This is a genomic window from Streptomyces sp. NPDC107522 (assembly GCF_055657525.1).
Genome location: NZ_JBVKAU010000001.1, coordinates 853,866 through 877,860 on the forward strand (window position 1 = coordinate 853,866; position 23,995 = coordinate 877,860).

At 70.4% G+C, this 23,995-nt stretch carries 20 protein-coding genes; 15 read left to right on the forward strand and 5 right to left on the reverse strand.

From position 1 onward, the window contains the following. Window positions 1-18: 18 nt before the first annotated feature. Window positions 19-1,239, forward strand: coding sequence for a glucose-1-phosphate adenylyltransferase (gene glgC / locus ACZ7L6_RS03945; RefSeq protein ID WP_471920351.1), 1,221 nt, complete (start codon window positions 19-21; stop codon window positions 1,237-1,239). 63 nt (window positions 1,240-1,302) lie between these two features. Here glgC and ACZ7L6_RS03950 read toward each other — a convergent pair whose 3' ends face one another. Further along, on the reverse strand, window positions 1,303-1,974 hold the full coding sequence (locus ACZ7L6_RS03950) for a hypothetical protein (protein ID WP_471920352.1): 672 nt from the start codon (window positions 1,972-1,974) through the stop codon (window positions 1,303-1,305). A gap of 294 nt (window positions 1,975-2,268) precedes the next feature. Here ACZ7L6_RS03950 and ACZ7L6_RS03955 point away from each other — a divergent pair, with 294 nt between their 5' ends. The 3 genes from ACZ7L6_RS03955 (at window position 2,269) to ACZ7L6_RS03965 (ending at window position 7,993) form a co-directional block, all read left to right on the forward strand. Beyond that, complete coding sequence (locus ACZ7L6_RS03955; protein ID WP_471920353.1) at window positions 2,269-4,893, forward strand: PA14 domain-containing protein; 2,625 nt, start codon at window positions 2,269-2,271, stop codon at window positions 4,891-4,893. Window positions 4,894-5,038: 145 nt separating this feature from the next. Continuing rightward, window positions 5,039-6,367 (forward strand): wax ester/triacylglycerol synthase family O-acyltransferase, encoded by a 1,329-nt coding sequence (locus ACZ7L6_RS03960; RefSeq protein ID WP_471920354.1) that lies wholly within the window; start codon window positions 5,039-5,041, stop codon window positions 6,365-6,367. 105 nt (window positions 6,368-6,472) lie between these two features. Beyond that, the gene (locus ACZ7L6_RS03965; RefSeq protein WP_471920355.1) at window positions 6,473-7,993 is read left to right on the forward strand and encodes an SDR family NAD(P)-dependent oxidoreductase; all 1,521 of its coding nucleotides are present in this window, start codon (window positions 6,473-6,475) and stop codon (window positions 7,991-7,993) included. 59 nt (window positions 7,994-8,052) lie between these two features. On the opposite strand, the gene ACZ7L6_RS03970 is transcribed toward ACZ7L6_RS03965, so the two are convergent. Together ACZ7L6_RS03970 and ACZ7L6_RS03975 are read right to left on the reverse strand one after the other, a co-directional pair. Then, window positions 8,053-8,883: an SDR family oxidoreductase gene (locus ACZ7L6_RS03970; protein WP_471920356.1), complete on the reverse strand. Its 831-nt coding sequence runs from the start codon at window positions 8,881-8,883 to the stop codon at window positions 8,053-8,055. Window positions 8,884-8,908: 25 nt separating this feature from the next. After that, on the reverse strand, window positions 8,909-9,358 hold the full coding sequence (locus tag ACZ7L6_RS03975; protein ID WP_471920357.1) for a hypothetical protein: 450 nt from the start codon (window positions 9,356-9,358) through the stop codon (window positions 8,909-8,911). Between the two features lie 474 nt (window positions 9,359-9,832). On the opposite strand from ACZ7L6_RS03975, the gene ACZ7L6_RS03980 reads away from it, so the two are divergent. The 4 genes from ACZ7L6_RS03980 to ACZ7L6_RS03995 all read left to right on the forward strand — a co-directional run bounded on the left by ACZ7L6_RS03980 (window position 9,833) and on the right by ACZ7L6_RS03995 (window position 13,100). Next, complete coding sequence (locus ACZ7L6_RS03980; protein WP_107086874.1) at window positions 9,833-10,006, forward strand: hypothetical protein; 174 nt, start codon at window positions 9,833-9,835, stop codon at window positions 10,004-10,006. 247 nt (window positions 10,007-10,253) lie between these two features. After that, entirely contained in the window at window positions 10,254-10,832 is a 579-nt protein-coding gene (locus ACZ7L6_RS03985; protein WP_471920358.1) for a TetR/AcrR family transcriptional regulator, read from the forward strand. 16 nt (window positions 10,833-10,848) lie between these two features. Continuing rightward, window positions 10,849-12,024: a GDSL-type esterase/lipase family protein gene (locus ACZ7L6_RS03990; protein WP_471920359.1), complete on the forward strand. Its 1,176-nt coding sequence runs from the start codon at window positions 10,849-10,851 to the stop codon at window positions 12,022-12,024. A gap of 143 nt (window positions 12,025-12,167) precedes the next feature. Then, window positions 12,168-13,100 (forward strand): S1 family peptidase, encoded by a 933-nt coding sequence (locus ACZ7L6_RS03995; protein WP_471920360.1) that lies wholly within the window; start codon window positions 12,168-12,170, stop codon window positions 13,098-13,100. A gap of 32 nt (window positions 13,101-13,132) precedes the next feature. On the opposite strand, the gene ACZ7L6_RS04000 is transcribed toward ACZ7L6_RS03995, so the two are convergent. Next, entirely contained in the window at window positions 13,133-14,476 is a 1,344-nt protein-coding gene (locus tag ACZ7L6_RS04000; protein WP_471920361.1) for an amidase, read from the reverse strand. A 267-nt stretch (window positions 14,477-14,743) separates the two neighbouring features. Here ACZ7L6_RS04000 and ACZ7L6_RS04005 point away from each other — a divergent pair, with 267 nt between their 5' ends. The 4 genes from ACZ7L6_RS04005 (at window position 14,744) to ACZ7L6_RS04020 (ending at window position 19,598) form a co-directional block, all read left to right on the forward strand. Beyond that, window positions 14,744-16,594, forward strand: a complete 1,851-nt coding sequence (locus ACZ7L6_RS04005) for a family 20 glycosylhydrolase (protein ID WP_471920362.1) — start codon at window positions 14,744-14,746, stop codon at window positions 16,592-16,594. A gap of 11 nt (window positions 16,595-16,605) precedes the next feature. Continuing rightward, window positions 16,606-18,150, forward strand: coding sequence for an alpha-L-fucosidase (locus tag ACZ7L6_RS04010; RefSeq protein ID WP_471920363.1), 1,545 nt, complete (start codon window positions 16,606-16,608; stop codon window positions 18,148-18,150). 42 nt (window positions 18,151-18,192) lie between these two features. Next, window positions 18,193-19,314 (forward strand): serine hydrolase domain-containing protein, encoded by a 1,122-nt coding sequence (locus ACZ7L6_RS04015; RefSeq protein ID WP_471920364.1) that lies wholly within the window; start codon window positions 18,193-18,195, stop codon window positions 19,312-19,314. A gap of 161 nt (window positions 19,315-19,475) precedes the next feature. After that, entirely contained in the window at window positions 19,476-19,598 is a 123-nt protein-coding gene (locus ACZ7L6_RS04020) for a hypothetical protein (protein ID WP_471920365.1), read from the forward strand. Between the two features lie 79 nt (window positions 19,599-19,677). Here the strand turns inward: ACZ7L6_RS04020 and ACZ7L6_RS04025 are convergent, their stop codons facing one another. Next, the gene (locus ACZ7L6_RS04025; protein WP_471920366.1) at window positions 19,678-20,724 is read right to left on the reverse strand and encodes a LacI family DNA-binding transcriptional regulator; all 1,047 of its coding nucleotides are present in this window, start codon (window positions 20,722-20,724) and stop codon (window positions 19,678-19,680) included. Window positions 20,725-20,932: 208 nt separating this feature from the next. On the opposite strand from ACZ7L6_RS04025, the gene ACZ7L6_RS04030 reads away from it, so the two are divergent. Genes ACZ7L6_RS04030 through ACZ7L6_RS04040 form a run of 3 tightly spaced genes read left to right on the forward strand, consistent with a single transcriptional unit; the run spans window position 20,933 to window position 23,985 of the window. Next, the gene (locus ACZ7L6_RS04030; RefSeq protein WP_471920367.1) at window positions 20,933-22,225 is read left to right on the forward strand and encodes an ABC transporter substrate-binding protein; all 1,293 of its coding nucleotides are present in this window, start codon (window positions 20,933-20,935) and stop codon (window positions 22,223-22,225) included. A gap of 6 nt (window positions 22,226-22,231) precedes the next feature. Further along, on the forward strand, window positions 22,232-23,158 hold the full coding sequence (locus tag ACZ7L6_RS04035; RefSeq protein WP_471920368.1) for a carbohydrate ABC transporter permease: 927 nt from the start codon (window positions 22,232-22,234) through the stop codon (window positions 23,156-23,158). After that, complete coding sequence (locus tag ACZ7L6_RS04040; RefSeq protein WP_471920369.1) at window positions 23,155-23,985, forward strand: carbohydrate ABC transporter permease; 831 nt, start codon at window positions 23,155-23,157, stop codon at window positions 23,983-23,985. The genes ACZ7L6_RS04035 and ACZ7L6_RS04040 overlap by 4 nt, the downstream gene beginning before the upstream one ends. The last annotated feature ends 10 nt before the right edge of the window (window positions 23,986-23,995 follow it).

The window sequence follows — 23,995 nt, forward strand, 5'->3', positions numbered from 1 at the left end:
ACGGTGAGGGGAGCGGCCATGCGTCGTGGCGGACCTTCGGTGCTCGGAATCGTACTCGCGGGCGGAGAAGGCAAACGCCTGATGCCCCTGACCGCGGACCGCGCGAAACCCGCGGTCACGTTCGGAGGAACGTATCGCCTGGTCGACTTCGTCCTCTCCAACCTCGTCAACGCCGACATTCTGCGCATCTGCGTCCTCACGCAGTACAAGTCGCACTCGCTGGACCGGCACATCACCACGACCTGGCGCATGTCCAGCCTGCTCGGCAACTACGTCACCCCGGTCCCGGCCCAGCAGCGGCTCGGCCCCCGCTGGTACCTGGGCAGCGCGGACGCGATCCTGCAGTCCCTGAACCTGATCTACGACGAACGCCCCGAGTACGTCGCGGTGTTCGGCGCCGACCACGTGTACCGCATGGATCCGCGCCAGATGCTCGCCCAGCACATCGAGAGCGGCGCGGGCGTGACGGTGGCGGGCATACGCGTGCCACGCAGCGAGTCGTCGTCCTTCGGTGTCATCAGCCCCGGCTCGGACGGCCTGACCGTGGAACGCTTCCTGGAGAAGCCCGCCGACCCGCCCGGGCTGCCCGACGACCCGGAGACCGTCTTCGCCTCGATGGGCAACTACCTCTTCACCACCAAGGCCCTCATCGAGGCGCTCCAGCGGGACGCCGAGGACGAGAACTCCGTGCACGACATGGGCGGTTCGATCCTTCCCCAGCTGACCGACCGCGGCGAGGCCCAGCTGTACGACTTCAGCGCCAACCACGTCCCCGGCGAGACCAACCGGGACCGGGGCTACTGGCGGGACGTCGGCACCCTGGACGCCTACTACGACGCCCACATGGACCTCATCGCCGAGCGCCCCGCCTTCAACCTCTACAACCGCAGCTGGCCCATCTACACCCACTCCAACCAGCTCTCCCCGGCCCGCTTCAACGCGGGCGGGATGGCCGGCGAGTCCATCATCAGCGCCGGCTGCCTGATCCGCGGGCAGGTCACGCGGTCCGTGCTCTCGCCGGGCGTGGTGGTCGACCCGGGGGCGGTGGTGCAGGGGGCGGTGCTGCACGACAACGTGCGGATCGGGCGGGGCGCGGTGGTACGGGGCGCGGTGCTCGACAAGAACGTCGAGGTGCCTCCGGGCGCGACGATCGGCGTCAATCCGGAGCGGGACGCGGAGCTGTACACCGTGTCCAAGGGCGGTGTGATCGCACTGGGGAAGGGGCAGCAGGTGCCCTAGCCGAGCAACCGGCCGGATGTGCGGGCGGGCCCGCCGCTACCGGGAGAGCGGCGGGCCTTGTCGTCAGCCGTTGCGCGTGAAGACCTCACCCCGGGTCGAGCCGGTGGAGCAGAGCTTCTTCTCGTCGGCCGTCATCTTGCGGGACTTGACCACGACTGCGCTGTGCTTGCCGTCGGTGCCGTTCGGGGCGGGGCCGGTGATCACGTCGGGTACGAACCAGTAGTAGTGGCCCCACTTGGGGTCGTCGTAGTGGGTCTGCCAGGTGCCGGATATCCGCTGCATCACCTGGGCGCGGGAGATCCAGCCCACTTCTCCCGGCTTTACCGTCACGGTGAAGGAGCTCGTCTCCGTGTGCGAGCTCTGCCAGGTGTAGTTGTACGTCGCGGTCACACTGGCGGTGATGATCCCTTCGATGCCCCCACCGACCGTGACCGAGCCTCCCACCGAGTGGGAGGAACCCACGGTGTCGGCCCACGACATGGACTGGGAGGCGGGCGAGGCGGTGCAGTTGTAGAGCAGGTCCGAGACCTGACGGGGCTCACCGAGGTAAGCCTGGCCGATCTCCGGCGAGTTGAAGCTGCACTTGCCTTCCCCGGAAGCGCAGTCGGCCATGATCTGCTCCACGGTGGGCTGCTCCTCGGCCACCGCGGGCACGGCCCCCGCGATCATCCCGAACGCCGTCGCCGCCAGTGTCAGGGTGCGGCCGCCGTACCGCAGTGCGCGGTTCCTCGTCATCTTTTTGTTGCCTCTCGCCGTACGTGGGGGGACGGTGACGCGGCCCACTGTTCTCCCTGGGCCTGCAGTCACCGCGTGGTGCCCACGAGGCTCACGTAATCGCCCGCCGAGCTACACCAAGAAATCGCAAAGTTGTCCTTGATTTGGCAACTGATGAGCAGTCAATCATGCGGCATATGACGCCAATTGGACGACGAGGGCCCCTGATCCAGGCCTGTCATGTACCTGGACCGGCGGCGGATTCCGTGCTGTCATGCCAACCACTGTCCATGACAACGTTGTTATGGAGGCTCTGTGCGCATACGACGTCTCAGAAACCGACTCGTGTTACTGCTCGCCGGGGCCCTCGGCCTCGCGGGCCTGACCGCGACACCCGCCCCGGCCGCGGCCGACACCCCCGTGGAGATCCACGGCCTGAAGGGCGAGTACTACACCCAGTCCGCCCCCGGCGCCTTCGACTTCCACGAGCTCAAGGCGACCGCCTTCGACCCCGACCTCGACTTCGACAACCTGGAGCCGCGCCTGGCCTTCGCCGCCGGCCGCTCGGACGACGTCAGCGTCCGCTGGACCGGCAGGATCGTGCCGGAGAAGACCGGCCCGCACACCTTCTCGATCATCGGCGACAACGGCTTCAGCCTCTGGATCGACGGCAAGCTCGCCATCGACCACTGGGTCGACGACTGGGACCGCGAACAGACCGCCGCGCCCCTTGAGTTGACCGCCGGTACCGCGTACGACATCAAGGTCGAGTACTTCGAGCACTACGGCGGCTCCAACCTCCACCTGCGCTGGACCGAGCCCGGCGGCGGCAAGGAACCCGTCCCGCAGTCCGCGTTCCGCCTCCCCGAGGGCTTCGACTACGACGGAGCGATCGCGGCCACGGTCCTCGCGGACGGCCGTACGCTCAAGCTCGACTTCGCCCGGGACCTCGCCGCACCCCCGGCCGACGTCACCGACCACCTGGACGCGGTGATCGGCGGCGCCGCATGGCCGCTCGGGACGGCCACGCTCGATCCCGCCGACCCCAAGGCGCTCCTCGTCGGGCTGAAGGAGCCCGTGGTCGGCAACAAGACCGGGACCGCGCGCGGCTCGGCCGACATCCGCTACGACGGCGCCGGCGGCCTTGCCGATGCCGACGGCAACGTTGTCAAACCCTTCTGGAGCAGCGGCCCCAACCGGTCGACGTACCAGCTGCGCACCAGGTGGGCCGAGGACGTGGGCCCGGACAACGCCCACCCCGAGTACCCGCGCCCCCAGCTGACCCGGGCCGCCTGGCGCAACCTCAACGGCCGCTGGCAGTTCGCGGCGGCCGGGGCGGGCGAGCGGCCCCCGGTCGGCCAGAACCTCCCCGAGCGCATCCTCGTCCCGTTCCCGGTCGAGTCCCAGCTCTCGGGCCTCGAACGCCACGAGGACCGCATGTGGTACCGCCGCACCTTCACGGTCCCGGCCGACTGGCGCATCGGCTCCGCCCAGCGTCTGAAGCTCAACTTCGGCGCCGTCGACTGGCGGGCCGAGGTATACGTCAACGGTGCCAAGGTCACCGAACACACCGGCGGCTACGACAAGTTCAGCGCCGACATCACCGACGCGCTGAAGCCCGGCCGCACCCAGGAGCTGATCGTCGGCGTGTACGACCCGACGGACGCGGCGAACGGCGAGAACCCGCCGCTCGGCAAGCAGCGCCTCGATCCGAGCGGCATCTGGTACACCCCCTCCTCCGGCATCTGGCAGACCGTGTGGATGGAGCCGGTCGCCCGCGATCACGTGGACACCCTGAAGCTCATCCCCGACGTCGACGCGGGCACCCTGACCGTCGAAGCACAGGGCGTGCGCGACGGCGTACCCGTCACGGCGACGGCGTACGACGGCCGGCGCAAGATCGCCACCGCGAGCGGCCGCACCGGCCGGCCGCTGACCCTCACCATCCCCGATCCGCACCTGTGGTCACCCGACGATCCCTTCCTGTACGACCTGAAAGTGACCGTCGGCGCCGACCGCGTCGGCAGCTACTTCGGCATGCGCTCCATCGCCGTCGAGAAGGTGAACGGCGTCCCGCGCACCGTCCTCAACGGCGAGCCGGTCTTCATGATGGCCACCCTGGACCAGGGCTACTGGCCCGACGGCCTGCACACCGCCCCGACCGACGAGGCCCTCGCGTACGACCTCGAGGCGCACAAGAAGCTGGGCTTCAACGCCGTGCGCAAGCACATCAAGGTCGAACCCGACCGCTGGTTCCACTGGGCCGACCGGCTGGGCCTGCTGGTGTGGCAGGACATGCCCGCGATGACCGCGGGGGTGAACCCCAGCGCGGCGGCCCGCGCCCAGCACGAGCGCGAGATGAAACAGATGATCGACGAGCACATCAGCAGCCCGTCGGTGATCATGTGGGTCACCTTCAACGAGGGCTGGGGCCAGTACGACATCGGCCGCGTCGCCGCGCAGGCCAAGGCCTGGGACCCCACCCGGCTGGTCAACGGACAGTCGGGGCTGAACCTCGGGGCCGACGGCGGCACCGGCGACATCATGGACGAGCACGGCTATCCGAGCCCGGCCCTGCCGCCGCGCCCCGACGGCGAACGGGCACTGGTCAGTGGCGAGTACGGCGGCCTCGGACTCGCGGTGCCCGGGCACGCCTGGTCGGTGCAGCAGTCGTACGTCGATGTCGATCCGGCCACCTACACGGACGACTACCTCACGAAGCTCGACGAGGTACGCGCCCTGGTCTGCCGGGGCGGCAACGGCGCCGTCTACACCCAGATCTCGGACGTCGAGGGGGAGCTGAACGGGCTGCTGACCTACGACCGCGCCGTACTGAAACCGGACGCGGCGCGGCTCAGGGCCGCGCACGAGGCGCTGATCCGTGACGCCTCCCGGGTGACACCCACGGGATGCCCGGTGCCGCTACCCGTGCTGCACTGAGCTCATATGCACCATGAGTCCCGCCCCTTTCGCGAGGGGCGGGACTTAATCTGCCGTTAACTGTGCGTAGCTTGATCGTACTTGACTGTAATCGCCCGCGGGCGATTGACTGCTGGTCCACCCTTCGTCGACGCGAGGCAAGCCATTGACTTCTGACGTTCTCGCACCTCTCGACCTGGCGTTCTGGAGCATCGAGTCCGCCGAACACCCCATGCACCTGGGGGCGCTCGGCGTCTTCGCGGCGCACACGCCGACCGCCGGCGCCCACGCGGCGGACCTGCTCGCCGCGCGCGCCGCGGCCGTTCCGGGGCTGCGGATGCGCATCCGTGACGCCTGGCAGCCGCTGCAGCCGTTCTCCTTCGGTGGCGCCGCCCGTGAGCCCGCACCCGACTTCGACCCCCTCGACCACGTCCGGCTGCACGCCCCGACCGCCGACTTCCAGGCGATGGCGGGCCGGCTCATGGAGCGGCCGCTGGAGCGCGGCCGGCCGCCGTGGGAGGCGCATGTGCTGCCGGGCGAGGACGGTGTGTCGTTCGCCGTGCTGTTCAAGTTCCACCACGCCCTCGCCGACGGACTGCGGGCGCTGACGCTCGCCGCCGCCGTGATGGACCCCATGGACCTGCCCGCCCGGGGGCCCCGCCCCGAGGAGCCCGCGCGCGGCCGCCTGCCCGACGTGCGCAGACTGCCGGGGCTGGTGCGCGGCGCTCTGTCCGACGTGGGCCGGGCCCTCGACATCGGCGCCTCCGTCGCCGTGTCGACCCTGGGCGTGCGCTCGTCGGCGGCGCTGACCGCCGAGCCGAGCGGAACCCGCCGTACCGCCGGGGTGATCGTCGACATCGACGACGTGCACGTGATCCGCAAGGCCGTCGGCGGCACCGTCAACGACGTCCTCATCGCGGTCGTCGCGGGCGCCCTGCGCCGCTGGCTCGACGAACGCGGCGACGGCAGCGAGGGCGTCGCGCCCCGCGCCCTGATCCCCGTCTCCAAGCGCCGGCCGCGCACCGCCCACCCTCAGGGCAACCGGCTCTCCGGGTACTTGATACGGCTCCCCGTGGACGACCCCGACCCGCTGCGCCGCCTCGCCGCGGTCCGTACCGCCATGGACCGCAACAAGGACGCCGGCCCGAACCGGGGCGCGGGCGCCGTCGCCCTGCTCGCCGACCACGTCCCCGCGCTCGGCCACCGGCTCGGCGGACCGCTGGTCGGCCAGGCCGCCCGGCTCTGGTTCGACATCCTGGTCACCAGCGTGCCGCTGCCCGGCATCGCCCTGAAGCTCGGCGGCCACCCCGTCACGGAGGTCTACCCCTTCGCCCCGCTGGCCCGCGGCCAGTCCCTGGCGATCGCGGTCTCGACGTACCGCGGCCGCGTCCACTACGGCCTCGTCGCCGACGCCGAGGCCGTACCGGACCTCGACGTGCTCGCCCGGGCCGTGTCCGAGGAGGTGGAGACCCTCATCACGGCCTGCGGACCTTGACCCCGGCCGGTTTTGGAGGACCGGCCCGGCGCTCCGTAGAATTCCCCGTTCGAAAGCGGGCGCGGTCGGAGCGCCGCGTGGGTGAGCAGGGAAACGGCAGCGGCGATGACGGTGACAGAGGACGGCGCGACGGCGATCACGCACGAGGTCGCGCACGAGCCCGGTGACGAGGTCGAGTACGGCCCCGGCATCGACCCCGAGCGGCTCGCCGTCTGCCTCAGCGTGCTCGAGGAGCTCGACAAGCTCGAGGTCGACCACCCCGACGCGATCAAGGTGCGCCGGGCCACCTCGCACATCTACCGCACCGTCAAGCAGCGCCGCCGCCAGGAGCGCCGGGCCGCCAAGACCGCCCACGACAAGGCGGTCACGGAGGCCACGGCGACCGGCTCCGCCCAGCGCATCGACGACGAGACCGAGGGCCTGCTGCCGTCGTCGCGGACCGAGGAGGGCAGGGTCGCGGGGATACTCCAGCGCCCCCGCTCCTGCTACACCTGCAAGACCCGGTACGTGGAAGTCGACTACTTCTACCACCAGCTCTGTCCCGACTGCGCCCGCGTGAACCGCGCCAAGCGGGACGCCCGCGCCGACCTCACCGGCAAGCGCGCCCTGCTCACCGGCGGCCGTGCCAAGATCGGGATGTACATCGCGCTCAGGCTGCTGCGCGACGGAGCGCACACCACGATCACCACGCGCTTCCCGAAGGACGCCATCCGCCGCTTCAAGGCCATGGACGACTCGGCGGACTGGATGCACCGCCTGGAGGTCGTCGGCATCGACCTGCGCGACCCGGCCCAGGCCGTGGCCCTCGCCGACCAGGTCGCCGACGCCGGCCCGCTCGACATCCTCGTCAACAACGCGACGCAGACGGTACGCCGTCTGCCCTCCGCCTACGCCGCCCTGGTCGAGGGCGAGAGCGCCCCGCTGCCCGCCGGTGAGCTCCCCGCCCACCACGTCATCGGCGCCTTCAACTCCGGCGCGGTCGACGGCCTCGCCGCCCTGCCGCTCGGCACCAGCGGCCTCGACGCCCAGAAGGTCGCCGACCTCGCCCTGGTCGCGGGCAACGCCAGCGTCGCCCGGCACCTCGACGGCACCGCCATCGACGCGGGCGGCCTCGTCCCCGACGTCGTCGAGACCAACACCTGGGTGCAGACCATCGAGCAGATCTCCCCGGTGGAGCTGTTGGAAACCCAGCTGTGCAACTACACGGCGCCGTTCATCCTGATCAGCAAGCTCCGGCCGGCCATGGCCGAGGCCGCGAAGAAGGCGGAGAGCGGACGCGCGTACGTCGTGAACGTCTCGGCGATGGAGGGCGTCTTCGGGCGGGGCTACAAGGGTGCGGGGCATCCGAACACGAACGCCGCGAAGGCCGCGATGAACATGGTCACGCGGACCAGTGCGCAGGAGATGTTCGAGAGCGACGGCATCCTCATGACGTCCGTCGACACCGGCTGGATCACGGACGAGCGTCCGCACTACGACAAGCTGCGCCTGGCCGAGGAGGGGTTCCACGCGCCGCTGGACCTGGTCGATGGTGCGGCGCGGGTGTACGACCCGGTCGTGCGGGGTGAGGCGGGGGAGGATCTGTACGGGGTCTTTCTGAAGGATTACGCGCCCGGTAAGTGGTAAGCGGAGGCCGGTGGTGCGCCTGCGGGTCGTGGGGGCTGATCACGCAGTTCCCCGCGCCCCTAGGGGGTTGCATCGCCGCGCGATCGTAGGTGCTCGTGCCATGCGTATCCGGTTGCCGTTCGTGCCGCCCGCACCCGTGTCCCGCCGTCCACCAACAGGTCCGCTCCCGTCACCCACTCCGCCGCGTCGGACACCAGCCACAGCACGGCCCGCGCCACATCCTCGGGCTCCCCGATGCGTCCCAGCGGCAGCCCTGCGGCCACCTCCTCCTCGCCCGGCTCCCACACGAACCGGGCCATCTCGGTCCGTACCAGGCCGGGGGAGACAGAGTTGACCCGCACCCTCGGGGCCAGCTCGCCCGCGAGCTGCTGGGTCAGGTGAAGCAGGGCCGCCTTGCTGGTGCCGTACGCCCCGATGTGGGGGCCGACATGGCCGGCGCCCTCGGTGCAGACGTTGACCACCGTGCCGCCGTGTTGGCGCATCCAGGCCCGCCAGGCGTGCTGCACCAGCCGTAGCGGTGCCTCGACGTTGACGGTGAACGCCTCGCGCCACGCCGGCGGATCGGCGTCCATGAGGGGGCCGTACGGCAGGTTGGTGGCCGCGTTGTTCACGACGATGTCGATGCGGCCGAACTCGCGCAGGGTGCGGTCCACGACCGTCCGCAGATGATCCGGGTCGGCCACGCTGCCCGCCACTCCGACGCCGCCCAGCCCGGCGGCCGTCCGCCGCACCTCGTCGGCGTCCCGCGCGGTCACGCACACCAGTGCGCCGGCGGCGGCCAGCTGCAGGGCGACGGCGTGTCCGATGCCGCGTGTGCCGCCGGTGACCAGGGCGGCCCTGCCCTGGAGTCCGGCGGCCACGCCCTGGAGACCGTGCGACGACGATGTCATCGTCGTACGGTCTCATGACGGGCCGTCAGTTGACAGCTCCCAGCGGCGAGTTCCTGGCCGCCACCAGCTCCAGCACCGCACGCCAGTCCTCCAGGACCCCCGCGTCGAACTCGGCGCTGCGGCCCTCCTCGTCCGCCTGGCGCAGGCGCAGCAGGTCGTCGTCGGCGAATTCCGGGGCCCGGCACTGGTCCCGGACGAGACGGGAGACGCGCTCGCCGAGAAGGGGGCGTACCGCGTCCGCCGCGCAGTCGGAGTGGTGGTGTGCGTCGGCCGGGCTGAGCAGCGGGCCGATGGCATGAACGAGCCCCGCGACCTGGAGTTCCTTGTCGGCGGGGCGGACGCGGCGCAGCAGGGCGGCTGTCTGCAGCGCGTGTTGGTGCAGATCGACTCGGGTGTTCGCGAGGCCCGGGGTGTCCCGGGTGCCCCGGCAGGCGTACAGCAGATCCATCAGCTCTTCGACACTGCGCAGCTCCATGCGTCAGTCCTCCCGCCGGACAAGCCGTTGCCGTCCGTCAGCAGACCATGGCCGCCTTGCGAATCGGCCAACGGGACCTGAACTGCGCGGCGTGCCGATCGGCGCGGGTCGGACAGGCAGGCGATGTTGAGCCGAACAGGTGAGGGCAAACCTCATGTTCCGTAACAAACACGTGAACAACGCATGGGTCGAATACCGGCCGACTCCGGATAGTTACACCTTGTTTGCAGCCCCATCGAGCGGGTACCCGCTCATTTGGTTAGTCTGTAGCGGACGGACAGAACCACAGGGTCCCAACCCACACCCATGGTCCGTCCCGGGACAAGCCGGTGCACAACGGCCTGCTTGCACACCAGTTACCGGCGCCACCGCGTCCGAACCGACTTTGACTAAGACCCGAGCGGGCGTCAGGTGCCGGACCGCAGACTGGGCCGGCCCCGCCCCGAGGGTGATCCGACACAGAAGGAGTGCGCGGTGACACCTGAGAAGACGAATCGCGAACAGCGCCCCAAGGAACGCACGGAGCGCGCGGGCCGCCGGTCGAAGGAGATCGGCAGTCTCGATGTGTGGGCCAGGTCCGCCCCCATTCGCCTGGCCGGCTACGAGGACGACCTCGCCGAGCCCCACATCCTGCCCAGCGTCGACTGACGGATCGACGGACGGGGCAGAACCCTTCGCGATCGCCGACGGCATGGGCGCGTGCGACTCGCGCCCATGCTGATCAGAGGAGCCGCGGCCGGTCACCGGCCGCGGATTTGTTCTTTCCGGCCCCGGATCGTCGCCGTCGACGAGAGCTTATGAGTCGAGAACTGTAGACAACGAACTTAACGACCCTCTCGTTTGCCTAAACGCTTTAGGTAAATGCATAATCGTTCTGGCGAACGGGAGGGTCGTTGTGGCACGCGTGAGACTGAGCACGGAGCGCCTGGTCAGGGCGGGGGCCGAGTTGGCCGACGAGGTCGGCTTCGAGCAGGTGACCGTGTCGGAGCTCGCCCGGCGGTTCGACGTCAAGGTCGCGAGCCTGTACTCGCATGTGAAGAACTCCCAGGACCTCAAGACACGGATCGCCCTGTTCGCGCTGGAGGAACTGGCCGACCGGGCCGCCGACGCCATCGCCGGGCGGGCCGGGAAGGACGCCCTCGTCGCCTTCGCGAACGTCTACCGCGACTACGGCCGCGAGCACCCCGGCCGTGCCGCCGCCGCACGGATGCGGCTCGACCCCGAGACGGCGGCCGCCGGCGCCGGCGTCCGGCACTCGCAGATGACGCGGGCGATCCTGCGCGGCTACGACCTCACGGAGCCGGACGCGACGCACGCCGTACGGCTGCTGGGCAGCGTCTTCCACGGCTACGCCAGCCTGGAGACAGCGGGCGGCTTCAGCCACAGCGCCCCCGACTCCGAGGAGACCTGGACGCGGGTCCTGGACGCCCTCGACGCCCTGCTGCGCAACTGGCCGACCGAGCCCACCACCTGATCGACAGGCTGAGGACATGGACACCGAGCACGACTGGATCACCACGCCCGTCACCGCCGACCTCCTGCGGGGCGCCCTCGACGTCGAACGCACCGAACACGGCGTCCTGCCGCACCGGTTGCCCGCCCGGGCGCGCGCCCAGAACACCGACGGGCAGCTGGCCATGGCCGAGTCCCAGCCGTCCGGTGTACGGCTGGCCTTCCGTACCCGGGCCACCGCCGTCGAACTGGACACACTGCCCACCAAACGCACCTATGTGGGCGCCCCGCCCCGGCCGCACGGTGTATACGACCTGATCGTGGACGGCCGTCCGGCCGGGCAGGGCAGCGTGATCGACGGAAACGTCGTGACCGTCGACATGATGGCCGGGACCGCCGAGCAGCGGCCCGGCCGACCCGGCACCCTGCGCTTCACCGGGCTGCCCGACGGCAACAAGGACGTCGAGATCTGGCTGCCGCACAACGAGACCACCGAACTGATCGCCCTGCGCACCGACGCCCCCGTCGAGCCCGCGCCGGATCCGGGCCGCAGGGTCTGGCTGCACCACGGCAGTTCGATCAGCCACGGCTCCGACGCCGCGAGCCCCACCGGCATCTGGCCCGCGCTCGCCGCCTCCCTCGGCGGCGTGGAACTGATCAACCTGGGCCTGGCCGGAAGCGCCCTGCTCGACCCGTTCACCGCCCGCACCCTGCGCGACACATCCGCCGACCTCATCAGCGTCAAGATCGGCATCAACCTCGTCAACCTGGACCTGATGCGGCTGCGCGCCTTCGGCCCCGCGGTCCACGGCTTCCTCGACACCGTCCGCGAAGGACACCCGACGACACCGCTGCTGGTCGTGTCGCCCATCCTGTGCCCGATCCACGAGGACACACCCGGTCCCTGCGCCCCGGACTTCACCGGCCTCACGAAGGGACAGCTGCGGTTCGTCGCCATGGGCGACCCGGCGGAGCGCGCGAGCGGCAAGCTGACCCTGGGCGTCATCCGGGACGAGCTCTCCCGCATCGTGAAGCAGCGCGCGGCCGACGACCCGAACCTGCACTACCTCGACGGCCGCGAGCTCTACGGCGAGAGCGACGCCGCCCAACTGCCCCTGCCCGACCAGCTCCACCCCGACGCCGCCACCCACCGCCGCATCGGCGAACGCTTCGCGCGGCTGGCGTTCGGCGCGGACGGGCCCTTCGCTCCCTGAGGGCGACGCCGGCCTGTCGGGCCGTCACCCGTGCGATGTGTCCGGGTCGCCGGAGGCTCGGGGCGCGGTTAGCGTCCGGAAGAGATCACCGAGTGGCCGTTCCCGTCCCGTGGTGTGTGGCTCGACCCTTCCTGGAGACCCATATGAGGATCAGACGCCCGGCGCCCCGAGGCGCGAGACGCCGTATCCGCCTGGTCGCCCTGGCGTCCGGGCTGACCGCCCTGGTGGCGACGGCCCTGGCCGGGGTTGCGACCCCCGCAGGCGCCGCCGACCCCGACCCGACCAGCACGTACAGCACCGCGCAGCTCGCCGCGGTCGAGAAGGCGGTCGCGGGCGCCGATGTGGCCGGCACCGCCTGGAGCGTGGATGCCACGTCGGGCAGGGTGCTCCTCGCCGCCGACAGCACCGTGTCCGCCTCCGCGATCGACGCCATCAAGCGGGGCGCGGGCGCCAACGCCGGCGCGCTGCACGTCGAGCGCCTGCACGGCAAACTCACCGCGTACCTCTCCGGAGGCGACGCCGTCTACGGCAGCGGCTCCGCCGGCCAGTACCGCTGCTCCCTCGGCTTCAACACCCAGGACGGGGCCGGGAACTACTTCTTCCTGACCGCCGGCCACTGCACCAACGGCATCACCGACTGGTACTCCGACCGGTTCGTCACACACATCGGCACCACCGCCGGGTCAAGCTTCCCCGGCAACGACTACGGCATCGTGCGGTACGACAGCGGACAGCCCGTCCCGCCCGGCACGGTCGGCGGCCAGGACATCACCGGCGCCGGCGAGGCCCAGCTCAATCAGCAGGTCTGCCGCCGCGGCTCCACGACCGGTACCCGCTGCGGCCGTGTCACCGGCCTCAACTGGACCGTCCGCTACCCGCAAGGCACGGTGACCGGCATGATCCGCACCAACATCTGCGCCAACCCCGGCGACAGCGGCGGCCCCCTCTACGCAGGCAGCCAGGGGCTGGGCCTCACCTCCGGCGGCTCGGGCAGCTGCAGCATCCCGTTCTTCGCCACGACGTTCTACCAGCCGGTCACCGAGGCCCTCAACGCCTACGGGGTGCACGTGTACTGAGCACGAGCACACCCGCTCGTTGAAGGAACGGCCTAGTCCAGCGGCGCCGTCCGCCGCCACGGACGCAGCTCCTCCACCCGCCGCGCCAGCGCCAGCAGATCCGCTTCAGCTCCGGGGCGTCCCACCAGTTGTACGGCGCAGGGGGCGCCGGAGGGCAGGGTGCCGAACGGGACGGTCAGGGCGGGCCAGCCGGTGAGGTTCCACGGTGGGGTCAGCGGCGAGTAGTTGGTGTTGGCCATGACGTTGCGCAGCCAGCCCCGCTCGTGCCAGGGCTCGGACCTGGGGGAGCGGCGGGCGAGGGCCGGGGTGAGCAGGATGTCGTACTCGGCGAAGAACGGCTCCAGGCGGCGGCGCAGCTGTTCACGGGTCTCACCGCCCCGCACCCGGTCGACGAAGCGCTTGCCGACGGCGGCGTGGACCCGGGTCCGGCGGGTGAGCCGGCGAGGGTCGAAGCCCTGGGCGTCCACCGCCGTACCCGCCGTCCAGTGGGTCAGCGCGGTGACGCCCAGCGACATCGGGTACGGCGGGTCGGCGCGCCGCACCTGGTGACCGGCCTTGATCAGCAGCCCGGCGGCCTCGCGTACGGCGGTCGCGTACGGCTTGCTGATGGTGACCCCGGCGAGCGGGCTGCGCAGGGACACGGCGATCCTGTGCGTTCCGGGCGCGTCCGGGAGGGCGACCTCGGTGTCGGCGAGCACGGACAGCATCAGGCGGGCGTCCTCGACTGTCGTGGCCAGCGGGCCGTTCTCCGACATGCCGAACCAGTCGCCGTCGCCGATGCCGGCCGGGACCACGCCGGTGCCGGGCTTGATGGTGAGCAGGCCGCAGTTGGCCGCCGGGATGCGCAGGGAGCCCATGCCGTCGTTGCCGAGGGCGATCGGCACCATGCCCGCCGCGACCGCGGCCGCGCTGCCGCCGGACGAGCCGCCCGCCGTGCGCGAGGTGTCCCACGGGTTGCGGGCGGTGCCGTGCACGCCCTCCGTGGTGCCGAAGACACACAGCTCCGGCACGTTGGTCAGCCCCACGACCACCGCGCCGGCGGCCCGCAGCCGGGCCACGGTGACGTGGTCGTGGTCGGCCGGGGTGTCCGCCGTCGCCGCGGAGCCGAGGCGGTTGGACTCGCCGCGCACCGCGAGGTTGTCCTTGACCGCCACCGGCACGCCGGCCAGGGGCAGTTCGGCCAGATCGGCGCGTGAGCCCACCTCGTCGGCCTCGGCGAGCGCCGCCTCGGCCCGGACCACGCGGAAAGCACCGACGCGGCCGTCGAGCCGCTCGATGCGGGCCAGGTGCTCGGCCACCACCTCACGGGGTGTGGCCTGCTTCTCGCGTACGGCGGCGGCGATCTCGGCGGCGGTCCGGCCGACCCAGCTGGTCACGGGCGCTCCTCAGGGCTTACTCGCGAGTATGTAGGAGAACTCTGCCGGGCGGCGGGCCCGGAGTCGAGAGGACGCTCGGCTTGGATATTCAGGTGGGTCCTCTTGGACTTTTCGTCACGCCTCTCGCTGACGCGGCCCTACTGACCTGCGCATCATCCGATCAATGAGTCAACTGCGCTCACTTCAGGGTCCATTGACAGCCCCTGAGGCCCGCTCAATCATCAGACATCCGATGAATGGGGGTGCCTCATGTACCTCATGTACTGCATGAGACGACGCTTGAGAGCAGCCGGTGTCCTGACGACACTGATGCTGCTCTTCACGGCCCCGGTGCCGGCGGTCGCGCAGGAGCCTCAGGAGCTTCCGGAGCCGCAGGCGGCGCCCGTCACCGTGCCTGCCCTGACCGACTGGACACCGGCCTCCGGCAGTTACACCTACGAGCGCTCCGCCCGCCTCGTGGCCGACAGCGCGACCGAACGGCGCGTCGCCGACACGCTCGCCGACGACCTCCGCGAGGCAGGGCACGGCACGGTACCCGTGGTGCGAGGCGGCGCCCGTCCCGGCGACATCGTCATCGACGTTCAGCCCTCCCGGACCTCCCTCGGTACGGAGGGCTACGAACTCCGCGCCGCCAACAGGCTGTCGGTGACCGCGGCGACCGAGACCGGCGCCTTCTACGGCACCCGCACCCTCCTCCAGCTTCTCGCCCAGGGCGACCGCGTCCCCGCGGGCCGCACGGTCGACGTACCGCGTTACAAGGAGCGGGGTGTCGGAGTCTGCGCCTGCTACATCCACATCTCGCTGCCCTGGCTGGAGAACCTGGTCCGCGAGATGGCGTACCACAAGCTCAACCAGCTGCTCCTCGAACTGAAGGTGAAGAGCGACGCCCATCCCGAGGCCAACACCTGGGGCTACTACACCAAGGGCGAGATCCGCCGCCTGGTCGCCCTCGGCGAGAAGTACCACGTAGAGATCATCCCCGAGATCAACTCCCCGGGCCACATGGACCCGTGGATCGAGAACCGACCGGACCTGCAACTCACCGACTCCGACGGCAACAGGCAGCCCTCGCGCCTCGACATCACCAGGCCACAGGCTTTCGCCTACTACGCCGGCCTGATCGACGAGTACGCCCAGGTCTTCCCCTCCCGGTCCTGGCACATGGGAGCCGACGAGTACATGCTCGGCTCCGACTTCGCCAAGTATCCGCAGATCCTGAAGTACGCCCAGGACAAGTACGGCCCCGAGGCGACACCCCAGGACGCGTTCATCGACTTCGTCAACCGCGTGCACGCCTACGCGGCGGGCAAGGGCAAGCGCCTGCGCATCTGGAACGACGGGCTCACCGGCGCCAACACCGTCCCGGTGGCCGCAGGAACGACCGTCGAGCACTGGCTGAACGTAGCGACGAAGCCGAGCCAACTCCTCGCCCAGGGCTATCCGTTGATGAACGCCACATACGCCCTGTACCTGGTCCGCGGCGGCTTCCACAGCGACACCAAGGGGCTGTACGATCAGAGCTGGGACCCGCGCAGCTTCGAGGGCGAGAAGCTCGCCTCCCGCGAGGGCATCACCGGCGCGAAGATCAGCCTGTGGCCCGACAACGGCCGGGGCGAGACCGAGAACGAGGTCGCCGTCGCCCTGTGGCCCGCGCTCCGGCACATCGCTCAGGCCACGTGGGGCGATCCGCACCCCGACGCCACGTATGCCGAGTTCACCGCGCGCGGCACTGTGGTCGGGCACGCGCCCGGGTGGCGGGAGCTGACCCGGATGCCGGTGGCGGACGGGACGTACACCTTCGAGGCGGACGGGCAGTCGTTCGAGGCCTCGGTACAGCGCACGGCGGACGGCTATGTGACGCTGCGGTCGGCGGCCGGGTGCCTGGCGATCAGCGGCGGCAAGCTCACCCTCAACGTGCCCTTGCAGCCCGGAATCCAGGCGACCTGGGACACCTGCGACGCGGCGAACACCTTGCAGCGCTGGGTGCTCGAGCCCGCCAAAGGCGGCTACCGGCTCGTCGACGCGATCACGCAGATGGCGCTCACCGTCACCGACGACGGCCGGATCGTGCAGTACCCGGCCGACCAACGTACGCCCGCAGTCTGGCACTTGAGCTGAGGAGACCCTCCATGACCATCTCCAGACGCGTCTTCGTCACCGCCGCCACCGTCCTTGCCGCGTCCGGCATCCCCTCGGTCGCGACGGCCGCCGGGACCAAGGAGGAGGACTCCTTCTACCGCGTCCCCGTCAGCCCCGACGACACCGAGGCCGACCTCGTCCGCAAGGCCTCGCAGGTCCGCCCCACCGCGCGGCAGATCGCGTGGCAGCGCCTGGAACGCACCGCCTTCCTGCACTTCGGCGTGAACACCTTCACCGGCCTGGAGTGGGGCACCGGCGACGAGGACCCGGACGTGTTCCAGCCGGCCGGCCTCGACACCGACCAGTGGGCCCGCGCCCTGCGCGACGGCGGCTTCCGGCTGGCCATCCTCACCGTCAAGCACCACGACGGCTTCGTTCTCTACCCGTCCCGCTACACCGCCCACTCGGTGGCGTCGAGCAGTTGGCGCGACGGACAGGGCGACGTCCTGCGTTCCTTCGCCGACTCCATGCGGCGTCACGGCATCAAGGTCGGCGTCTACATCTCACCCGCCGACGAGAACCAGTACCTGCACGGCGTCTACGCCAACGGCAGCGCCCGCACCGACCGCACCATCCCCACCCTCGTCGACGGCGACGACCGCACCCCGTCACGGTCGTACACCCTCCCGGCCACCGACTACGGCGCCCACATGCTCAACCAGCTCTACGAGGTCCTCACCGAATACGGACCGGTCGACGAGGTGTGGTTCGACGGCGCGCAGGGACGCATCCCTCCGGACAAGGTGGAGAGGTACGACTGGGACAGCTGGTACACCCTTGTCCGGTCGCTCGCGCCCGACGCCGTGATCGCCGTGTCCGGCCCGGACGTGCGCTGGGTCGGCAACGAGGGCGGGCTGGCCCGCCAGGACGAGTGGAGCGTCGTACCGGTCCAGGAGAAGGACTACGGCCGGACGGACTACGCGCTGTCCTACGACGCACCGGACATGGGCAGCAGGGACGCACTCGTGAAGGCCCGGCCTGTGGCCGACTACCTCCAGTGGTGGCCGGCCGAGTGCGACGTGTCGATCCGGGACGGCTGGTTCTACCACGCCGACCAACCGCCCAAGAGTGTCGAGCAGTTGACGGACATCTACTTCCGGTCCGTGGGCCGCAACTCGGTGCTCCTGCTCAACATCCCACCGGACACGGACGGTCTGCTGCCCGCCGCCGACGTGGCACGGTTGCGGGAGTTTCGCGAACGCGTGGACCGAGAGCTCCCGGAAGACCTGGCGCGCGGCGCCCGGACCACCGTTTCGCCGGGCCGTGTCACCGTCGACCTGGGCCGCGAGCGGGAGGTGGACCGGATCCGGCTGGCGGAGGACATCGGGCACGGGCAGCAGGTGGAGAGCTTCGTCGTCGAGGCGCATCGCGACGGTGCCTGGACGGAGGTGACCCGGGCGGGGACGGTCGGCGCGAGCCGGATTCTGCTGCTGGCGGCCCCCGTGCGGGCCCGGCGGTGGCGGGTACGGGTGACCGGCTCACGCGCCGCGGCACGGCTCGTGGAGTTCGGGCTGTACCGGTCACGGGCGTCGTAATTCGGTTGACCGGGACGGGTCGGCACGGGCTGGATAGGGCGCATGGCCGACATCGAGGGCTCTTACGACGACCTGTTCATCGCCGTGCCGAACGCACTGGCCGCCACACTGGACGCCGGGGACGTGGGCGGCTCCGTCGCGGTCTTCGTGGACGGCGAGCCGGTCGTCGACGTCTGGGGCGGGTTCGCGGACGCGGACCGCACGATGCCGTGGGAGCGCGACACGATCGTCAACGTCTGGTCCGTGACCAAGACGATGACGGCGCTGTGCGCCCTCGTCCTGGCCGACCGGGGCGCACTCGACCCGGACGCGCCGGTCGCCCGGTACTGGCCGGAGTTCGGCGTGGCAGGCAAGGAGAAGGTGCTGGTACGGCATCTGCTCGCGCACACCGCCGGCCTGCCCGACTGGGACGGCTCGGTCGAGGAGCTCTACGACTGGCCCTCCGCGACGGCACGGCTCGCAGCGCGGGAACCCGGATGGGAGCCGGGCACCGCGGCCGGATACCACTCGCTCACCCAGGGGTTCCTGGTCGGCGAGGTCGTGCGCCGGATCACCGGCCGCAGCGTGGGCGAGTTCCTCGCCGAGGAGGTCACCGGGCCGCTGGGCGCGGACTTCCACATCGGGCTGTCGCCCGACCACGACCATCGGGTCGCGCCCACGATCCCGCCCGCCGGACGGGACGAGGACTACGCCGCGAGCGCGCCCGGCAATCCGACGGGCTCCGAGGCGGGCAACGGCGTGTGTGTCCGGGACGGCAACAGCCTGGCCTGGCGCCGCGCGCAGATCCCCGCGGCGAGCGGGTACGGCAACGCCCGTTCGGTGGCCCTCGTGCAGTCCCTGCTCGCCTGCGGGGGAGAGGTGCACGGGGTCCGGCTGCTGTCCCGGCCCGGCTGCGACCGTGCGTGCGAGGAGCAGTTCGACGGCGACGACCGCGTGCTGGGCATGCCGATGCGGTGGGGCCTGGGCTACGGCCTGTTCGGCAGCACCTACGGCTGGGGCGGCTGGGGCGGTTCCCTGGTGATGATCGATCCCGACAGCCGGATGGTCGTGGCATACGTGACCAACCAGATGCGCGAGCCCGCGAACGACACCCGCGGACTGGACCTCGTGATGTCCGCCTACGAAGGGCTTCAGGGGCTGCGCGTCGAGAGACCGCCCTCATGACTTCCCCGACCTCAGTGACCTGGACTATCTCCGCGAGATAGAGCGCCTCGCCGACCGTGTCAGGGTGGACACGCAGGAAGAGGACCGGCCTCGGGTCCGACTCGTCGGAGCCTCCGTGCAGCGCTGGGCCCTGTGGACCACCTGGAGCGAGGGACTTCAAGGTGACCATGGTGGTGGCCGCCGTGGAGACGACCGAGGGGCTGTTCCAGAAGTGGTCACGTGGCAGAGCCGTCGATCCGCTGACACCGCTGCCCTCCCAGATCGCCCTTGTCCGGCACGGCTGAATCGGGCCGATGACCCTTTCGCCTCGCGGCGTCGGCCGGACGGGACTTGGCGGTCAGCCGCTGTCCCAGGTCGTGGCTGTCACATGTCCCGCGCCACCCCGGTACTGCCCCGCTCGATCAACCGCGGAACCGGCACCCGCACCGCCCGTGCCGACCCCCCGTCGAGGAGCGCGGTCAGTTCGCGTGCTGCCGTGCGGCCGAACTCCACGCTGTCCCGGGACAGTGCGGACAGCCAGGGCTTGACCATGCGGCACAGTGCCGAGTCCTCCCAGGACACCACCGAGACGTCCGCGGGTACCGAGAAGCCGAGTTCGGCCGCGGTGGCGGCGCCCGCCACGGCCATCACGTCGTTGTCGTAGATCAGCGCGGTCGGGGGAGTGGGGCCCTCCAGGACCCGGCGGGTGACGGCCGCGCCTTCGGCATCGGAGTAGTCGGTGGTCACCGACTCCACCTCCGACAGGCCACGGCGCCCCGCCTCGGCCCGCAGCGTGCGAATGCGGCGCTCGGTGTGGGCGAGCCCGGGCAGCCCGGCGATGTGCACGATCCGCCGGTGGCCGAGGGCGTACAGGCCGTCCACGACCGAGGCCATCGCGCCCGCGTCGTCCGCCCAGACGGTCGACAGGCCGGGATGGCGTTCGTCGGGCGCGCCGCCGATCACCACGGCGGGCAGGCCGAGTTCGTCGAGGAGGTCGGGGCGCGGATCGTCGGTGCGCGGGTCGACGACCAGGACGCCGTCCACGCGGTGCTCGGCCCACCAGCGGCGGTACACCGCGCACTCGTCCGCCACGTCCTCCACCACCTGGAACAGCAGGCCGAGATGGCGTTCGGCCAGTACCTCCTGGATGCCCGAGACGAGCTGCAGGAAGAAGGAGTCGACCCCCAGTGTGTCGGCCGGACGGGCCAGCACGAAGCCGACCGTCGCCGCGCCCTCCCCGGACAGTGCGCGCGCCGCCGTACTGGGCCGCCAGCCCAGCTCCTCGGCGACCCGCCGCACCCGGTCGCGGGTGTCCTCCGACACGCCGGGCCGGCCGTTGAGCGCGAAGGAGACCGCGCTCTGGGAGATCCCGGCGTGCCGCGCTATGTCCTTCATGGTCGGCCGACGGGCCGGTGACCGCTTGCCTGACATGGTGCTTCCCCATTCCGCCGACACATTCCCGAAGCAGTATGCACTAATGCGGTTCAGGGAAGTGGGACTAATGCGGTTCAGCTGGATGTCCCTAATGCGCATTAGCCACTAATGAAATTAGCTGTGCGAGAGCCATTGACGGGCCCGTGGAGCGGCGTGCAGGGTCTGCCTCGTCGACCAACCCGCCCGCAAAGGAGGCCGGTTCACGGTGACCGTTTCCCGTAGAGCCCTCGCTGCCGCATTCGCCGTCTGTGTCGCGCTGCCGCTCAGCGCCTGCGGTTCGGGAGGGGGTGACGGCGGTACGGCCGACGCCTCGGGCAAGGTCGAGGGCGACATCACCTTCCAGACCTGGAACCTGCGCGCCAACTTCAAGGACTACTTCGAGGGTCTGATCGCCGACTTCGAGAAGAAGTACCCCGGCACGAACGTGAAGTGGGTCGACCAGCCCGCCGAGGGCTACGCCGACAAGATCAGCGCGGACGCGGCCGGCGGCACGCTCCCGGACGTCGTCAACGTCTCGCCCGACCTGGTCGCCCCGCTCGCCAAGGCCGGCCTCGCGCTCGACCTCGACAAGGCCGCCGGGCAGTACAAGAAGGAGTACCTGGAAGGGGCCTGGGCCAGCCATCGGATACCGGGCATGACGGGCACGTACGCCTTTCCCTGGTATCTGAACACCGGCCCGCTCTTCTACAACAAGTCCCTCTTCAAGGAGGCGGGCCTCGACCCCGACCAGCCGCCGAAGACGTACGGCGAAGTCTTCACCGCGGCCCTGCGGATGGCGAAGAAGACCGACGGCAAGGTCGCCACCCTCGCCAACGTCCCCACCATCGAGGACTTCGGCCGCTACGGCGTCCAGCTCATGAACAAGGAAGGCACCGCCTTCACCTTCAATGACACCAAGGGGGTCGAACTCCTCGCCAGGTACAAGGAGTTGTACGACGCCAAGGCCCTCGACCCGCAGGCGCTGACCGCCACGCCCGAGTCGTCCGGCAAGAAGTTCCTCACCGGGGCGGTCGCCATGAACCCCGGCAGCGCCCTCGACCTCGGCAACTTCAAGAAGCAGGCGCCGAACCTGTACAAGAACATCGGCATCACCGACCAGATCACCAGCACCGGCCACGTCAACATGTACGTGATGGGCGTGATGGTCAACGCGCAGACCAAGCGCACGCCCGCCGCCGTCGCCTTCGCCCACTACGTCACCGACGCCGAGCACCAGATGTCGTTCGCCAAGCAGGTCGCCATCTTCCCCAGCACCGCCGGATCGCTCGACGACCCGTACTTCACCAAGGAGGACGGCACCGACGAGACGCGCGTACGGGTCGCCGCCGCCAAGTCGCTGAAGAACGCCGTCAATTACACGCCCGTGCTGTTCAGCGAGCAGATGAAGACCGAGCTGCGCAACGAGGTCGCCAAGGCGCTGCAGGGCAAGGAGAGCCCGAAGCAAGCTCTTGACAACGCTGTCGAGGCCTGCAACCGCCTCCTTCAGCAGCAGGGATAGCGCGCCATGGCCGGCTCGACCGTCTCCCGGGTGCGGCGTCCGGCAGCAGCCAAGGTGGTGAAGGTGCGGCGCCAACTGCCGTCCAGCCCCTGGCTGTTCGCCGCACCGGGCCTGCTGATCATCGGGGCCTTCATCCTGTACCCGTTCGTCTCCACCCTGGTCAACGCCTTCACCGACCGCCGCACCCTGGTCCCGGGCGAGTTCGTGGGCCTCGCCAACTTCCGCGAGCTGCTGAACGACGACATGTTCTGGATCGGCCTGCGCAACAGCACGCTCTACGTCGTCGGCGTCGTCCCCGCCCTCGTCGTCCTGCCCCTGCTGCTCGCACTGCTGGTGCAGAAGAACATCCCCGGCATCACCTTCTTCCGGTCGGCCTTCTACACCCCGGTCGTCGCCTCGATCGTCGTGGTCGGGCTGATCTGGGTCTGGATGCTCGACGAGCGGGGTCTGGTCAACTCCCTGCTGGAGACCATCGGAGTCGGCCGCGTCGGCTTCCTCAGCGACCAGTGGCTGCTCCTGCTGAGCGCGATGGCCGTGACGGTGTGGAAGGGCCTCGGCTACTACATGATCATTTATCTGGCCGCGCTGGCCAATGTGCCACGTGAACTGCACGAGGCGGCGGCGGTGGACGGGGCGGGTGCGGTGCGGCGGTTCCTGACCGTCACGGTGCCCGCCGTGCGTTCGACCATGGCGCTGGTGGGCGCGCTGTCCTCGGTGGCCGCCTTCAAGGTGTTCTCCGAGGTGTACCTGATGGCGGGCCCGAGCGGGGGACCGGCCGGCGAGGACACCACCTTGGTGATGCTCGTCCAGCGCACCGGCACCGGTCTGACCGGCCGCGTCGGCTACGCCTCCGCGCTCTCCGTCGTCGTCTTCGTCGTCACCGTCGCCCTGATGCTGCTCGTGCTGCGGGCCGACCGGAGGAGCGAGTCATGAAGGTGATGCGTGCGCGAGAACTGGTGCTCCGGTACGTGCTCCTGCTCGCCGTCCTCGCCCTGACCGTCGGTCCGTTCCTCTGGCAGCTGTCGACGTCGCTCAAGGGCCCCACCGAGGACATCTTCAGCTCCCCGCCGAAGTTCCTGCCGAGCAACCCGACGCTGCACAACTATGAACGCGTCGCCGACACCATCCCCGTCTGGGACTACGCCCTCAACTCGCTGAAGGTCGCCACCGCCAACGTCGTCACCAACTGCGTCGGCTCGGCACTCGCGGGCTACGCCCTCGCCCGGCTGCGCTACCGGGGCCGACGGGCGGCCACCCTCGCCTTCGTCCTCGCGATGCTCGTGCCCGTCGAGGGCATCATCATCGCCCAGTTCACGACCATGCGGGAGCTCGGCCTCAACAACACCCTCGTCGGCGTCGTCCTGCCGGGCTGCATCAGCGCGCTGAACGTGCTGCTGATGCGCAACGCCTTCCTCAACCTGCCGTACGAGATCGAGGAAGCCGCCTACGTCGACGGCGCCAACGTCTGGCAGCGGTTCCTGCGGATCGCGCTGCCGTCCGTGAAGGGGACCGTCGCCGTCGTCGCGATCTTCGCCTTCATGGGCGCCTGGGACGACTTCCTGTGGCCGCTCATCGTGCTCAGCGACCCGTCCAAGTTCACACTGACCATCGGCCTCAACTACCTGCACGGCACCTTCGCCAACGACGAACGCCTCGTCGCCGCCGGCACGATCATCGCCGTGGCGCCGCTGATCGTCCTCTTCGCCTGTCTGCAGCGGTACTTCTTCCGCGGCGTGGGCGAGGGCGCCGTCAAGGGTTGACCTCCCTGAC

Coding starts and splice junctions, on each gene's coding strand:
- glgC (WP_471920351.1), top strand. CDS start 19: ATGCGTCGTGGCGGACCTTCGGTGCTCGGAATCGTACTCGCGGGCGGA.
- ACZ7L6_RS03950 (WP_471920352.1), bottom strand. CDS start 1,974: ATGACGAGGAACCGCGCACTGCGGTACGGCGGCCGCACCCTGACACTG.
- ACZ7L6_RS03965 (WP_471920355.1), top strand. CDS start 6,473: ATGACGGTGACAGAGGACGGCGCGACGGCGATCACGCACGAGGTCGCG.
- ACZ7L6_RS03970 (WP_471920356.1), bottom strand. CDS start 8,883: ATGACATCGTCGTCGCACGGTCTCCAGGGCGTGGCCGCCGGACTCCAG.
- ACZ7L6_RS03975 (WP_471920357.1), bottom strand. CDS start 9,358: ATGGAGCTGCGCAGTGTCGAAGAGCTGATGGATCTGCTGTACGCCTGC.
- ACZ7L6_RS03990 (WP_471920359.1), top strand. CDS start 10,849: ATGGACACCGAGCACGACTGGATCACCACGCCCGTCACCGCCGACCTC.
- ACZ7L6_RS03995 (WP_471920360.1), top strand. CDS start 12,168: ATGAGGATCAGACGCCCGGCGCCCCGAGGCGCGAGACGCCGTATCCGC.
- ACZ7L6_RS04005 (WP_471920362.1), top strand. CDS start 14,744: ATGAGACGACGCTTGAGAGCAGCCGGTGTCCTGACGACACTGATGCTG.
- ACZ7L6_RS04010 (WP_471920363.1), top strand. CDS start 16,606: ATGACCATCTCCAGACGCGTCTTCGTCACCGCCGCCACCGTCCTTGCC.
- ACZ7L6_RS04015 (WP_471920364.1), top strand. CDS start 18,193: ATGGCCGACATCGAGGGCTCTTACGACGACCTGTTCATCGCCGTGCCG.
- ACZ7L6_RS04025 (WP_471920366.1), bottom strand. CDS start 20,724: ATGTCAGGCAAGCGGTCACCGGCCCGTCGGCCGACCATGAAGGACATA.
- ACZ7L6_RS04035 (WP_471920368.1), top strand. CDS start 22,232: ATGGCCGGCTCGACCGTCTCCCGGGTGCGGCGTCCGGCAGCAGCCAAG.
- ACZ7L6_RS04040 (WP_471920369.1), top strand. CDS start 23,155: ATGAAGGTGATGCGTGCGCGAGAACTGGTGCTCCGGTACGTGCTCCTG.